Here is a 12,370-nt window from a genome sequence, read left to right on the forward strand (position 1 = left end):
CCTTCGCCTCACCGGACACGGTCTTTCTTGACGGACGCATAGAGCGCCGGCCGATCCGGTGGAGCGGCTGGGCTAAGCCAGCGATCCCGGTCAAAGAAACTGCGTGTCAGCTTCAATCCCGGCGATTGTTCGTTTGCGAGCAAAATCACGTTCAGGCGATGCGGCGCCGTCGGTTCCGGTTTTATGGAAACCGAAATACCGAAATGTTGTGCCTGATAGGGCTGCATCCGGCGTGCCGGCTCAAGCATGTCCGCCAGATCGGCCCAGCGTGTCTGTCCGATGATCATGGCGAGCGCTTCATCGAGCTTCGTCAGAACAGCCGCTCCGTCCGGTGTCTTGGGCGCAACGGCCTTCATCCGGACGGAGCGAATTTCTCCCGAGGCTTCCCCCCTGATTTCAAGAAAGAGTGATGCCCGCTCGGCCGGGTCCGATGCGTTTCCTGCCGCAAGATCGGCCATGCATTCGAAATTGCGGATGTTGACCGGGCTCGCGTGCCAGCCCTGCGGGTTGGAGAAACCAGCGGCAGTAAAACGGTCGCAGAGCTCCTTGCCGGAAACAACGAAATCGCGGGCGAAAGATGCTCTGTCGCCCACTTGCTCGAACTTCAGCAGATGCGGCGGCAGAGAGACTTTTTGGACGGCGAGTTTCTGTCGTTTGACGGGCTTCATCTTCGGTGGCGTGGCGGACTGCATGGCGGGCGCCAGATTGAGATAGGCCAGCAGGCTTTTAAGGTGCTTCTTGTCATTGGCCAGCAGCACCGTCGCGCCTATGGCAAGGCAAACGGCCAGCACCGCAAACAGCAGCGCGCCATGGCTCACTCTCTTTTGCAAGCCTGCGTCCATCGCAAGACCTTAAGGGGCTGGCGGAAAAAGGCGTCAGCCGGTTCTGATATGGTTTTTCGGGCTGTCGGCAACCCGGTGAATATGTGGTGTGAGCGGTGGCTCTGAAAATCTTATGCAATTCACCGCCGAAGTTTCCGGCGGTGCAGGTTCTCATTCGGCGTTATTTTTACCGCCGTCCTGTCCGCCGGCGCTGCTTTCATCGTCCGCAACCGGAATGGCGTAGGAGCCGTTCAGCCAGCGGGCGAGATCGAGCGAGCGGCAGCGATCCGAACAGAAAGGATAGTCTTCGCGCGTCGAGGGCCGCCCGCATTCCGGGCATGGCTGGGATTTGCGAAGCGGGGTGACGTTTCCAGCGCCTTCGGTGGGGGACTTTGCCATGGCCTATCCTTCGAGCCAGCCCGAAGTCACCTCAAATCCTTCTCCGGAAAGAAGCGACATGGTTTCATAAAGCGGCAGGCCGACGACATTGGTATAGGAGCCGGTCAGTTTCTGCACGAAGGCGCCGGCAATGCCCTGGATGCCATAGGCTCCCGCTTTGCCGCGCCACTGGCCAGACGCGATGTAAGCCTCGATCTCCCGCGTGGAGAGGCGCTTGAAGCGCACCTTGGTCTCCGCCACCTTCTGCCGAATCTTGCCGCCGGGGGTCACGAGGCAGATGCCGGTATAGACCCAATGGCTGCGTCCCGAGAGAAGATGCAGCGCCGCCGAGGCCTCTTCCGTATATTCGGCCTTGCCGACGATGCGGCGACCGACGGCGACCACCGTATCGGATCCCAGAACATAGGCGTCTTTCCACGCCTGTTCGTTCTTCAGCGCCGCCTGCGCGGCTTCCGCCTTCTGCAATGACAGACGGCGGCAGAGCGTGCGCGGATGCTCGAGCTTGGCCGGCGTCTCGTCGATATCCATCGGCATCAGACGTGCCGGTTCGATACCGATCTGATGCAGCAGCTCCAGACGCCGCGGCGAGCCGGATGCCAGAACGAGCTTTTGTTTTGAATTGGTCATTGCGCTGCCCGGGCGTCCGATGCGGAAGGTGGATTACTTGAAGCGATAGGTGATGCGGCCCTTGGTGAGGTCGTAAGGCGTCATTTCGACCAGCACCTTGTCGCCGGCCAGAACGCGGATACGGTTCTTGCGCATGCGGCCCGCCGTGTGGGCGATGATTTCGTGGTCGTTCTCAAGCTTCACGCGGAATGTTGCGTTCGGCAGCAATTCGGTTACGATGCCCGGGAATTCAAGGACTTCTTCTTTTGTCATGTAAGGGTTTTCTTCCTGTTGATAGTGCCGGACATATCGAGTCCGGGAAAATTGCGCGGAAACTACACAATCCCGGCACATTTGTGAACCTCTAAAGCATCGGCTTGAAAATCGCGATTGATTTTAACAGGCCGAGGCAGTTTTCAGTCTTTTGAAAGCGTATCCGCCACCGGCTGCTGCCGCCTCGGCAGTCGTTCCGAGATCAGCTTTGCCAGATGGTCCCGCACCTCGCGATAGGCGTCGAGAATCTGCTCGCGCGTGCCTGTGATCACCGTCGGGTCCATGGTCGGCCAATAGACCACGTCGAGCGAATTCGAGCGCGTCAGTTCCAGTGCGGCGTGATGGGCTTCCGGCGTCAATGTAATGATCAGATCGAAAAAATCATCCTCGATCTCGTCCAGAGTGCGCGGTTTGTGCTTGCCGAGCGAAAAACCCTGTTCTTCCAGCACCGCATCTACGAATGGATCGCGCTCGCCGGCCCGCACGCCGGCGGACTGTATATAGATGCCGGGCGCCACCAGCCGTTTGGCGATGACCTCCGCCATGGGGGAACGGATGGAGTTCATGCCGCACATGAAGAGGACCGATTTCGGCGCTCGTCCCTCGTTTGGCGCTGCGGCAGGATCGATCATCTCTAACCCCGCCAATAAAGCACGCAGACAAGGGTGAAGAGGCGGCGCGCCGTGTCGAAATCTATCCTGATCTTGCCGGAAAGCCGGTCCATCAGGGTCTGCGAGCCATCATTGTGGATGCCGCGCCGGCCCATGTCGATCGCCTCGATCTGGCTCGGCGTAGAGGAGCGGATCGCTTCGTAATAGCTTTCGCAGATCAGGAAATAATCCTTGATGATGCGGCGGAACGGCGTCAGCGACAGAATATGGGTCGCGACATCCTTCTCGTCTTCGGTGCGGATCGAAAAAACCAGCTTGGCATCGACCAGCGATATATGCAGCCGATAGGGGCCGCCATCATGGCCGAAGGGTTCGAAGCTGTTTTCTTCGATCAGGTCGAAAATGGCGACGGCGCGTTCATGCTCCACGTCGGGCGTGGACCGGCCGATGCTGTCGTCCAGTACCACGTCGCAAAGCCGGAAATCGCCTGAAGCCATCGCTTAACTTTCCGGATTGAGGCGAATGGAGACGGAACGCGCATGCGCGTCCAGTCCCTCGGACCGGGCAAGGGTGATGGCCGCGGGCGCAAGCTGTCGCAACTGCTCCGGTCCAAGCCGCAGGATCGAGGTGCGCTTGACGAAATCCAGCACCGAAAGCCCGGAGGAGAAGCGCGCCGACCGCGCCGTCGGAAGCACGTGGTTGGAGCCGCCGACATAATCGCCGATCACTTCCGGCGTATGGCGTCCGACGAAGATCGCACCCGCATTGCGGATATGCGCCATCAGCGCATCCGGGTCATCGACGGCAAGTTCCAGATGCTCGGCGGCGATGCGGTTGGCGAGCGGGATGGCGTCGGTGAGCTTTTTGACCAGAATGACCGCGCCGAAATCGGCCCAGCTTGCCGCCGCCGTCTCGGAGCGTGACAGGCGCTTCAATTGCCGCTCGACAGCGGCTTCAACGGCCTTGCCGAGTTCGGCATCGTCGGTGATCAGGATGGATTGCGCGCCGCGATCATGCTCCGCCTGCGCCAGAAGATCGGCGGCAAGCCAGTCGGGATCATTGTCCCTGTCGGCAATGACAAGCACTTCGGAGGGACCGGCGATCATGTCGATGCCGACGGTACCGAAGACCTGGCGTTTTGCGGCCGCGACATATGCATTGCCGGGACCGACGATCTTGGCGACCGGCGCGATGGTTTCCGTGCCATAGGCAAGTGCGGCGACGGCCTGTGCGCCGCCGATGCGATAGATTTCCTCGACACCCGCAATACGCGCCGCAGCCAGCACCGCCGGATTGACCGCGCCGCCATTGGCCGGCACGACCATGACGATGCGCTCCACACCGGCAACCCTGGCAGGCACGGCGTTCATCAGCACCGAGCTTGGATAGCTGGCCGTGCCGCCGGGCACATAAAGGCCCACGGCCTCGATGGCGGTCCAGCGCGAGCCGAGACCCACGCCGATATCGTCCTCATAAATATCATCCTTCGGCATCTGCCGCGCATGGTGTTTTTCGATACGCCGGGCAGCGAGTTCAAGCGCCTCGATGACGCTCCCGTCGACGGCGGCAAAGGCCGCATCGATCTCATCCGCCGTGACACGCATCGAAACCTTGGTGAAATCGATACCGTCGAATTTCTGGGAATAATGGGCAAGGGCCGCATCGCCGCGATGTCGGACATCGTTGATGATCTCGCGAACGGTTGCGTTGACGTCTTCGGAAACTTCTCTCTTGGTTGTCAGGAAGGCCGCGAATTTCTGTTCGAAATCCGCCGACGCCTGCTCCAGCCAGATTGCCACGCCATTACCCTTTCATTGTCCCCGCGGGCGATCCCGCGAGGTGCACGAACTTACCGCAGAAAAATTGCGGCTCTGGTATGTGGCATAAATCGAAACGGTGACGAAAGGCAACCGTTGCAATGGCGCGGTGTGCTTATTCGCTGTCTGGATGGTGCGGTTTGGCCGCCGTTTCCCAGGCGCCGCTCACATCGGTCAATTGCGCCTCGATGCATTCGACATCGAGCGCGATGGCGCCGCCGCCCGAAAGCGTCAATTCCACGGCTCCATCAGGTCCTTCGCCGTTCTGCACGAAGCGGATGGCAAGAAGCGACAGCACCTGTTCCCTGTCGGCGCGGTTGATGCCGTGCGAGCGGACGGCCGAGACGCGTTTCAGGAAAACGACGCTGCGGCAGCGTTCCGGCGGCAGGTTCTTTTTGTCAGTGCTTTCCCAGACGAAACGGTTGGCGGAAAGCGTGAACTGACCGTGCTTCGGCTCGAAGGCAACATCCTTCAGCTTGAAGACACTGTCCTGCATATGCGTCGAGATGACGGAGAGATCTTCAGTATCCAGCGCGAGCAATTTCAGGCCGCTCATCTTTTTCTTCCTTCTTCTGCGGTGCGGACCGCTATTTCCATGACTTACATTGGAAATAGGCAGTCCGGGCCCACTCTGCAACGGGTAGAAAACGGATGAGCGGCAAAGACAGGATCAATCGCTGACGCGTTCGACCAGCGCACCGCAGCGGGTGAGCTTTTCCTCGAGGCGTTCGAAGCCGCGATCGAGGTGGTAGACGCGCGAAACCATGGTCTCGCCTTCCGCCACGAGGCCGGCAATGACCAGCGACACGGAAGCGCGCAGGTCGGTCGCCATGACAGGCGCGCCCTTCAGGCGGGAGACGCCCTCGATGCGGGCCATCTGGCCGGAAAGCGAAATCTTCGCACCGAGACGGGCGAGTTCCTGCACATGCATGAAGCGGTTTTCAAAGATGGTTTCGGTGATATGCGAAACACCCTGCGAACGGGTCATCAGCGCCATGAACTGCGCCTGCAGGTCGGTGGGGAAGCCGGGGAAGGGCTCGGTGACGATATCGACCGGCTGGATGCCGTTGCCGTTGCGCACGACGCGAAGGCCTGTCTCCGTCTCACTGATCGTCGCGCCCGCAAGTCTGAGCGTGTCGAGCGCGTTGTCGAGCAGCGCTGCGCGCGTGCCTTCCAGCACCACATCGCCGCCGGTCATTGCCACCGCCATGGCATAGGTGCCGGTCTCGATACGATCCGGCAGAACGCGGTGGCGCGCGCCGGAAAGCGAGGTGACGCCTTCGATGGTGATGGTGGAGGTGCCGGCGCCTTCGATCTTCGCGCCCATGGCGATCAGGCATTGCGCCAGATCCACCACTTCCGGTTCGCGGGCGGCATTGTGGATGACGGTGGTGCCGCGGGCAAGGCTTGCGGCCATCAGCATCACATGCGTCGCGCCGACGGAAACTTTCGGGAAGGTGTAAACCGCGCCGATCAGGCCGCCCTTGGGCGCTGTGGCGTTGATGTAGCCGCCATCGATCTCCATCGTTGCGCCGAGCGCCTCGAGGCCCTCGATGAACAGGTCGACCGGGCGCGTGCCGATGGCGCAGCCGCCGGGCAGGGAAACGCGGGCGCGGCCCTCACGCGCCAGAAGCGGACCGATGACCCAGAAGCTTGCGCGCATCTTGGAAACCAGCTCGTAAGGTGCGGTGGTATCGACAATGGTGCGGCAGGTGAAGTGCACGGTGCGGGAATAGGCTTCGCCCTGGCTTTCGCGGCGACCGTTGACGGAAATATCGACGCCGTGATTGCCGAGAATGCGGATGAGCTGCTCCACGTCCGCCAGATGCGGCACGTTTTCGAGCGTCAGCGTGTCGCTGGTCAGAAGCGATGCGATCATCAACGGCAAGGCGGCGTTTTTGGCGCCGGAGATGGGAATGATGCCGTTTAGCTTGTTGCCACCCGTAATTCTGATGCGATCCATGCGTCCCTACGGGCCTGTGCCCGCCTTTCTTTATCGTGCCTTGCGGAAAGGCGCGTCCTTAGACGAATTTCCGCGGCGTTTCAATTTATGCTTGGTGAATTCTCTATGAGGATGATTCGTCCGTTTTTGCGGCAGGCAGGCCAATCGTCTCGTCCTCTTCGCCGGCACGGCGCGCACGAACCTGCTGTTTGCGCTTTAAAAGATTTTCACGAAGCTTCTTGGCCGCCCGCGCCTTGCGTTCCGCCTCGCGCTGTCGCGCCTTTTCGCCGGGCCCCGCCTGCGGCTTGCCATCGGCCACCGAGGCGGATGCTTCCGCGGAAGCGCCGGCGGAAACCGCTGCCTTTGCCTGTTTGTCATGATGTTCGTTCATAGATTCAGCAATATCTGAAAAATGTATTTTTCAACAGGGGGCACGCTTTTTTGCCCCGCTTGATGAAGAATATCGTTTTGCGACTTGCGCTCGTCAAAAACCTATGGCAATAGGCCGCCACGCTTGATGCTGAAGCAAACGCTTCGGCACCGGATGCTGCTATAGCTCAGGGGTAGAGCACTCCCTTGGTAAGGGAGAGGCCGAGAGTTCAAATCTCTCTAGCAGCACCATTTCTCTCCAAAATTTCAAATGCTTACGCGGTTGTTGAACCGATCGCCTGTGGCGTTTGATGCATGCGCGCGCCACGCAGTTAGCGGCAAATGGAAAACCGCGCCCCTTGCGAAGCGCGGTTTCCATATCCGAATATTCTGTTGCTGCCAGAGCGGGACGAAACCGCCCGTAGCCATCGGGCGCCGCTTACTGACGGAATAGCGACAGGATATTTTCGGAACTGGTATTGGCGATGGAAAGCGACTGGATGCCCAGCTGCTGCTGTGTCTGCAATGCCTTGAGGCGTGTTGATTCTTCGTTCATGTCCGCATCCACCAGGCGGCCGATGCCGCTGTCGATGGAGTCGGTGAGCTTGGAGATGAAGTCTTCCTGCAGGCCGATGCGCATCTTGATGGAGCCGAGGGCGGAAGATGCGCTGCTGAGCGACTGAAACGCGGTTTCGACATCGGTGAGAAGATTGCCGATCGTGTAGGTCGGGGGCGTTGCACTATCGAAAAGTTTGAGATCGATGTCCCATACGGAAATGCCCGAGGCTACGCCGGCCTCTCCGATGATGCCTTTTGTGGTGTCGAGCGTTGCGGGCGTGCCGGTCAGTCCAAAAATCACATTGGGTGTTTCTGTCGCGGTCGTCGTATCGATAAGCGTATAGTCGGTTTTCGTAACGTTGACGGAACCACTGCCGTCACGGACAAAGCCGGAAACGACGGTCTTTGCGCCGGTGCCCAGCAACCAGTTTTCACCGCTGAAAGATGCGCCCTGCGCAATCGATTCCAGCTGCTTTTTCAGCTGGTCGATTTCTTCCTGGATCTTCGTCTTGTCGACGCCCTCTTCGGTTGCCGCGACGATTTTCGATTTGATTTCTTTCACGACTTCGACGGCGCTTTCCATTGCGGAATAAGCGACATCGATCTTCGCGGCACCCAGTCCCAGTGCATCCTGAACCGCGGAAAGGGCCATGTTGTCCGAACGCATGGTGGTCGCGATCGACCAGTAAGCGGCATTGTCGGAAGCCGTTTTAACGCGCAGCCCGGAAGAAACTCTGGATTGGGTGTCTTCGAGCTGGCCGCTGATCGCACGCAGGGTCTGAAGCGCCGACATGGCGGCGGTGTTTGTCAGAATACTTGTCATAATTGCCCCTCTGAGCTGGCTAAATGGGAAGGGACATTCCGGGATCGCCGGAAACGACAACGCGGCGTGATGCCTGTTAACCTCTTTTTCGTCTTGGTTAACGAGTCGTTTCGATGGCTTGATTTAGCGGTGATTTGGTTAATGAAGTCTTAATCAAGAAATTTATGAATTTTGCAGTCAATTGCACAAACAAAAACCGCGCCTTTCGGCGCGGTTGATTTTTTCGCTTTCGGTCTTCGATTAACGGAAGAGCGACAGGATGCTTTCGGAGTTGCTGTTGGCGATCGAGAGAGCCTGAACGCCGAGCTGCTGCTGGGTCTGCAGGGCCTTGAGGCGGGTGGACTCTTCGTTCATGTCAGCGTCCACGAGGCGGCCGATGCCCTTGTCGATGGAGTCGGACAGCTTGGAAGCGAAGTCTTCCTGCAGGCCGATACGCATGGAGAGCGAGCCGAGCTTGGCTGCGGCGCTGGTCATTGCCTTCAGGGAGTTTTCAACCAGCGTCAGTGCTTCGGCCATGTTGGTGGCGCGGTCTGCGGCTGCATACTGGGTGATGTCCAGTGTGTAGACGGACTGGGCGGCGACGGTCGTGAACGTTCCGGTCGTGCCGAGGATGCCGGTCGTATCGGGGACGCCTGCGGAGTCAACCGAACCGAAAAGAGTGTTGCCGGTAGCGGTGCTGTCGAGGGCGTATTTCGTGGTCGTGACGTTAACGGCACCGCCGGTGGAGCGAACGAAGCCAGCAACGACCGACTTGTCCGGGTCCGTGCCGGGCGTGGTAGCGCCGAGGGTCGACGCGCCTACGAGCCAGTTTTCGCCGTAGAAGGATGCGCCCTGTGCGATCGATACGAGCTGGTTCTGCAGCTGATCGATTTCTTCCTGAACCTTGGTGCGGTCGACGCCTTCTTCAGTTGCCGTGACCAGCTTTGCCTTGATTTCCTTAACGACTTCGATTGCCGATTCCATGCCGGCAGAAGCGGTGTCTACCTTGGCGGCGCCGAGGCCGAGAGCGTCGGAAACCGAGGAAAGCGCCATGTTGTCGGAGCGCATGGTGGTCGCGATCGACCAGTAGGCAGCATTGTCAGCAGCTTCGCCAACGCGGAGGCCGGAGGAAACGCGTGCCTGGGTGGATTCCATGTTCTGGCCGATGGTGCGCAGAGTCTGGAGCGCAGACATTGCTGCGACATTGGTAATAATGCTCGTCATAGTAGTGTGCCCCTTGAATGGCTGATTAAAGAAGGGACATTCCGGTTTCACCGGGAACGGCGCACAGCATCATGCCTGCTAACTGGCTGATTTTTAACGTTAGCTCGCCGTTTCGATGAGCTTAGGTAACGCCAGTTTGGTTAATGAATTGATAAGCGGGAAAAGAAAATCAGCATTATGAAAATTCAAAATTACAACTCTCGCGCGTGCGCGCGCGTATCCCGAAATATTTAAAAAAAAGATAAGGCCGCATCCTTATTCGGGATGCGGCCTGTCTGGTGCATTCGGTTCGATTCAGCCTATCGAACCTTTATGCTTTCTGCCCGGATATGCATTTGGTCAGCCCCCGAATGCATGTGGGAAGAAAATGGGTCCCCCAGCCCCGAAGGGCTATGAGAAGTTCAGCTCTTAGCGGAAGAGCGACAGGATGTTCTGCGAGTCGCTGTTGGCGATCGACAGAGCCTGAATTGCCAGCTGCTGCTGCGTCTGCAGAGCCTTCAGCTTGGTGGACTCTTCGTTCATGTCGGCGTCGACGAGGCGGCCAACACCCTTTTCGATGGAGTCGGACAGCTTGTCGGCGAAGTCGGTCTGCAGGTCGATACGTGCAGACAGCGAGCCGAGCTTGGCGCCGGCGCTGGTCATCTTCGTCAGGGCCGTTTCAACGGAGTAAAGAGCGTTGTCCAGGTCATCGGTGCCGACGTTGAGGTCGAGAACGGAAATCTGGGTGTAGGTCTTGGCGCCGACGGTGGTGGTTGCACCGGTAGCGTTCAGGATACCGGAGTTGGCATCGATCGTGCCCGGCGTCGCTTCGGTATAGAGCATGGACGATGCATCCAGCGCGTAGTCCGTCGTCTTGACGCTGACATTGCCGTTGTCGTCACGGACGAAGCCGGATACGACCGTCTTGGTGGCGTTGGCGGTGGAAACGAGCCAGTTTTCACCGTTGAACGAAGCGCCCGTGCCGATCGACTTCAGCTGATCGAGAAGCTGGGTAACTTCTTCCTGAATCTTGGTCTTGTCGACGCCTTCTTCCTTTGCGGCAACGACCTTGGCCTTGATCTGGGTGACAACATCGATAGCGGCTTCCATACCGGCAGATGCGGTGTCAACCTTGGCAGCGCCCATGCCCAGTGCGTCAGATACTGCGCCGAGAGCCTTGTTGTCGGAACGCATGGTGGTCGCGATCGACCAGTAAGCAGCGTTGTCCGAAGCCGAACCAACCTTCAGGCCGGAAGAAATGCGGTCCTGCGTGGTCGACAGGTCGGAAGCGATGGAACGCAGGGTCGAGAGAGCGGCCATTGCGTTGGTGTTGGTGAGAATGCTTGCCATAATAAATGTGTCCCTTGTTTTTACGAGATACTGGAGTGGGGACATACCGGGTTTGGTATTACCGGTCGCAACGTTTCGGCTTCATGCCACTCGGTTCGGAAATGCTTAGTTTCAGAAACCAAACCCGCTGCGTGTAGAAAGAAATTCGCAGCGAAAAATTGCCCAATTATTAATTTGGCGGCCAAGAAATATTGGAAAATACTTATGGTTACTTTTTGATTTAGTTAAATGGTAATTTTTTTATTTAAAAAGATAGTTACCAAGTCGCCAGAAAAACTGGTAACCAAAGCGTAAAAACGCGCAAAACCCGCGTGTCTGGGCACGCGGGGTTAAAAAACAGAGTTAACGGGTGTCAATCAGGCACAGAGGCCGTCAGTTGAACGATCTGACGAGACTGCCGACCAGCAGGTTCCAGCCGTCGATCAGCACGAAGAACAGGATCTTGAACGGTAGGGAAATCGAGGTCGGCGGCAGCATCATCATGCCCATCGCCATGGTGATGGTGGCGACAATCAGATCGATGACTAGAAACGGCAGGATGATCAGGAAACCGATCTCGAAACCGCGCCGGATTTCCGACAGCATGAAGGCCGGAACGAGCACGCGGTAATCGACGACATTGTCGGTCATCACTTCCTGGCCGCGCTCGCGGGCGATATCCACGAAAAGCTTCAGATCCTTGTCACGCGTATTGGCGTTCATGAAGGTGCGGAAGGGTTCCGCGATGCGCTGCACGGCCTGCTGTTCGTTGATCTGGTTCTGCAAAAGCGGCTGGACGCCGTCGGTCCAGGCTTTGTCGAAGGTGGGCGACATGACGTAGAAGGTCATGAACATCGCCATCGACAGCAGGATCATGTTGGACGGGGTAGAGGCCAGTCCCATGCCGGAGCGCAGGATCGAAAAGGCGATCACGAAGCGCGGAAAGCTCGTGACCATGATCAGGATGCCCGGCGCGACCGAGAGAACCGTCAACAGGCCGAAGGTGCGGATGATCCATGCCGCGACGGAGCCGTCTATCTGCGTGTTGAACAGATCGGACGGAAATTGCTGGGCATTGGCAAGGCCCGGCAAGGCAAGGAGGACGGCGATGGTTACAAGAAATCGAATCATTCGATGACAAAGGTCCGGAACATGACCTTGGATACGCGCCCTTGAGAGCGCAGGTCAACTCGTTCCTGAATGTCATCCTTAAGATATTGAAAGCCGCGCGGCCCTTCCAGCTGCTGAAGGGAAACGGTGCGGACATAGGCCATGATGTCCTGGTGGATATCTTCCGCCAGACCCACCTCGACCGGCCCCTTGAACATCAGCGCCACTTCCAGCCGCACCCAGTTCGTCGAGGGATAGGCGAGGTTGGTGGTAATGGGATCGAGCTGGACGATGCCGTTCGCCTCGGCCGAGATTTTCTCGATCCCCTCTTCCTTTTTCTCGCCATGTCCGCCGGCGGCAGTCGGGGCATGCGCCTCCGCGCCGGCGATCTTCGGCGCGATCATGTCGCCCACCAGCCAGCCGCCGCCCGCGCCGAGCAGGGTGAGGATCGCAACGCCTGCGATGGTCATGACCAGAGGGGAGGATTTTTTCTTGCCCTCAGCCTGTTCGTTTTCCATGGGTCAGTCCCG

The 12,370-nt window shown here is 58.6% G+C and carries 15 protein-coding genes and 1 tRNA gene; 1 reads left to right on the plus strand and 15 read right to left on the minus strand.

The window, feature by feature from the left end:
* Nucleotides 1-8: 8 nt before the first annotated feature.
* From CFBP4996_RS00825 to CFBP4996_RS00870, 10 genes are all read right to left on the minus strand, one after another.
* Nucleotides 9-842, minus strand: coding sequence for a DUF6030 family protein (locus tag CFBP4996_RS00825; protein WP_162935932.1), 834 nt, complete (start codon nucleotides 840-842; stop codon nucleotides 9-11).
* 150 nt (nucleotides 843-992) lie between these two features.
* Complete coding sequence (yacG, locus tag CFBP4996_RS00830; protein WP_065654468.1) at nucleotides 993-1,220, minus strand: DNA gyrase inhibitor YacG; 228 nt, start codon at nucleotides 1,218-1,220, stop codon at nucleotides 993-995.
* A 3-nt stretch (nucleotides 1,221-1,223) separates the two neighbouring features.
* Nucleotides 1,224-1,847: a Maf-like protein gene (locus CFBP4996_RS00835; protein ID WP_020010410.1), complete on the minus strand. Its 624-nt coding sequence runs from the start codon at nucleotides 1,845-1,847 to the stop codon at nucleotides 1,224-1,226.
* Between the two features lie 33 nt (nucleotides 1,848-1,880).
* On the minus strand, nucleotides 1,881-2,099 hold the full coding sequence (gene infA, locus CFBP4996_RS00840) for a translation initiation factor IF-1 (protein ID WP_003503453.1): 219 nt from the start codon (nucleotides 2,097-2,099) through the stop codon (nucleotides 1,881-1,883).
* Between the two features lie 143 nt (nucleotides 2,100-2,242).
* Nucleotides 2,243-2,731: an arsenate-mycothiol transferase ArsC gene (locus CFBP4996_RS00845; RefSeq protein WP_004432476.1), complete on the minus strand. Its 489-nt coding sequence runs from the start codon at nucleotides 2,729-2,731 to the stop codon at nucleotides 2,243-2,245.
* A 2-nt stretch (nucleotides 2,732-2,733) separates the two neighbouring features.
* Nucleotides 2,734-3,207, minus strand: coding sequence for a UPF0262 family protein (locus CFBP4996_RS00850; RefSeq protein WP_004432477.1), 474 nt, complete (start codon nucleotides 3,205-3,207; stop codon nucleotides 2,734-2,736).
* Nucleotides 3,208-3,210: 3 nt separating this feature from the next.
* Nucleotides 3,211-4,509 (minus strand): histidinol dehydrogenase, encoded by a 1,299-nt coding sequence (gene hisD / locus CFBP4996_RS00855; RefSeq protein ID WP_080852693.1) that lies wholly within the window; start codon nucleotides 4,507-4,509, stop codon nucleotides 3,211-3,213.
* Between the two features lie 133 nt (nucleotides 4,510-4,642).
* Complete coding sequence (locus CFBP4996_RS00860) at nucleotides 4,643-5,083, minus strand: DUF2948 family protein (protein ID WP_004432481.1); 441 nt, start codon at nucleotides 5,081-5,083, stop codon at nucleotides 4,643-4,645.
* Nucleotides 5,084-5,197: 114 nt separating this feature from the next.
* Nucleotides 5,198-6,490 (minus strand): UDP-N-acetylglucosamine 1-carboxyvinyltransferase, encoded by a 1,293-nt coding sequence (gene murA, locus CFBP4996_RS00865; RefSeq protein ID WP_004432483.1) that lies wholly within the window; start codon nucleotides 6,488-6,490, stop codon nucleotides 5,198-5,200.
* 103 nt (nucleotides 6,491-6,593) lie between these two features.
* Complete coding sequence (locus tag CFBP4996_RS00870) at nucleotides 6,594-6,860, minus strand: hypothetical protein (RefSeq protein ID WP_080852692.1); 267 nt, start codon at nucleotides 6,858-6,860, stop codon at nucleotides 6,594-6,596.
* Nucleotides 6,861-7,015: 155 nt separating this feature from the next.
* On the opposite strand from CFBP4996_RS00870, the gene CFBP4996_RS00875 reads away from it, so the two are divergent.
* A tRNA-Thr gene (locus CFBP4996_RS00875) sits at nucleotides 7,016-7,090 on the plus strand.
* 187 nt (nucleotides 7,091-7,277) lie between these two features.
* On the opposite strand, the gene CFBP4996_RS00880 is transcribed toward CFBP4996_RS00875, so the two are convergent.
* From CFBP4996_RS00880 to CFBP4996_RS00900, 5 genes are all read right to left on the minus strand, one after another.
* Complete coding sequence (locus CFBP4996_RS00880; protein ID WP_059760551.1) at nucleotides 7,278-8,219, minus strand: flagellin N-terminal helical domain-containing protein; 942 nt, start codon at nucleotides 8,217-8,219, stop codon at nucleotides 7,278-7,280.
* Nucleotides 8,220-8,459: 240 nt separating this feature from the next.
* Complete coding sequence (locus CFBP4996_RS00885) at nucleotides 8,460-9,422, minus strand: flagellin N-terminal helical domain-containing protein (RefSeq protein ID WP_020810650.1); 963 nt, start codon at nucleotides 9,420-9,422, stop codon at nucleotides 8,460-8,462.
* A gap of 408 nt (nucleotides 9,423-9,830) precedes the next feature.
* Nucleotides 9,831-10,751, minus strand: a complete 921-nt coding sequence (locus CFBP4996_RS00890) for a flagellin N-terminal helical domain-containing protein (RefSeq protein WP_020810649.1) — start codon at nucleotides 10,749-10,751, stop codon at nucleotides 9,831-9,833.
* A gap of 372 nt (nucleotides 10,752-11,123) precedes the next feature.
* Nucleotides 11,124-11,861, minus strand: a complete 738-nt coding sequence (gene fliP, locus CFBP4996_RS00895) for a flagellar type III secretion system pore protein FliP (protein ID WP_004439940.1) — start codon at nucleotides 11,859-11,861, stop codon at nucleotides 11,124-11,126.
* On the minus strand, nucleotides 11,858-12,358 hold the full coding sequence (locus CFBP4996_RS00900) for a flagellar basal body-associated FliL family protein (protein ID WP_080852691.1): 501 nt from the start codon (nucleotides 12,356-12,358) through the stop codon (nucleotides 11,858-11,860). Before CFBP4996_RS00900 ends, fliP begins: the two co-directional genes overlap by 4 nt.
* Between the last annotated feature and the right edge of the window lie 12 nt (nucleotides 12,359-12,370).

Origin of the sequence: Agrobacterium leguminum, from assembly GCF_005144435.2 — a bacterium.
GTDB classification, from domain to species: domain Bacteria; phylum Pseudomonadota; class Alphaproteobacteria; order Rhizobiales; family Rhizobiaceae; genus Agrobacterium; species Agrobacterium leguminum.

Excerpts from the sequence above, each read along its gene's own strand:
- CFBP4996_RS00890 (WP_020810649.1), bottom strand. The coding sequence starts at position 10,751 with ATGGCAAGCATTCTCACCAACACCAACGCAATGGCCGCTCTCTCGACC.
- murA (WP_004432483.1), bottom strand. The coding sequence starts at position 6,490 with ATGGATCGCATCAGAATTACGGGTGGCAACAAGCTAAACGGCATCATT.
- CFBP4996_RS00850 (WP_004432477.1), bottom strand. The coding sequence starts at position 3,207 with ATGGCTTCAGGCGATTTCCGGCTTTGCGACGTGGTACTGGACGACAGC.
- fliP (WP_004439940.1), bottom strand. The coding sequence starts at position 11,861 with ATGATTCGATTTCTTGTAACCATCGCCGTCCTCCTTGCCTTGCCGGGC.
- yacG (WP_065654468.1), bottom strand. The coding sequence starts at position 1,220 with ATGGCAAAGTCCCCCACCGAAGGCGCTGGAAACGTCACCCCGCTTCGC.
- CFBP4996_RS00880 (WP_059760551.1), bottom strand. The coding sequence starts at position 8,219 with ATGACAAGTATTCTGACAAACACCGCCGCCATGTCGGCGCTTCAGACC.
- CFBP4996_RS00900 (WP_080852691.1), bottom strand. The coding sequence starts at position 12,358 with ATGGAAAACGAACAGGCTGAGGGCAAGAAAAAATCCTCCCCTCTGGTC.
- CFBP4996_RS00835 (WP_020010410.1), bottom strand. The coding sequence starts at position 1,847 with ATGACCAATTCAAAACAAAAGCTCGTTCTGGCATCCGGCTCGCCGCGG.
- CFBP4996_RS00845 (WP_004432476.1), bottom strand. The coding sequence starts at position 2,731 with ATGATCGATCCTGCCGCAGCGCCAAACGAGGGACGAGCGCCGAAATCG.
- infA (WP_003503453.1), bottom strand. The coding sequence starts at position 2,099 with ATGACAAAAGAAGAAGTCCTTGAATTCCCGGGCATCGTAACCGAATTG.
- CFBP4996_RS00825 (WP_162935932.1), bottom strand. The coding sequence starts at position 842 with ATGGACGCAGGCTTGCAAAAGAGAGTGAGCCATGGCGCGCTGCTGTTT.
- CFBP4996_RS00870 (WP_080852692.1), bottom strand. The coding sequence starts at position 6,860 with ATGAACGAACATCATGACAAACAGGCAAAGGCAGCGGTTTCCGCCGGC.
- CFBP4996_RS00885 (WP_020810650.1), bottom strand. The coding sequence starts at position 9,422 with ATGACGAGCATTATTACCAATGTCGCAGCAATGTCTGCGCTCCAGACT.
- CFBP4996_RS00860 (WP_004432481.1), bottom strand. The coding sequence starts at position 5,083 with ATGAGCGGCCTGAAATTGCTCGCGCTGGATACTGAAGATCTCTCCGTC.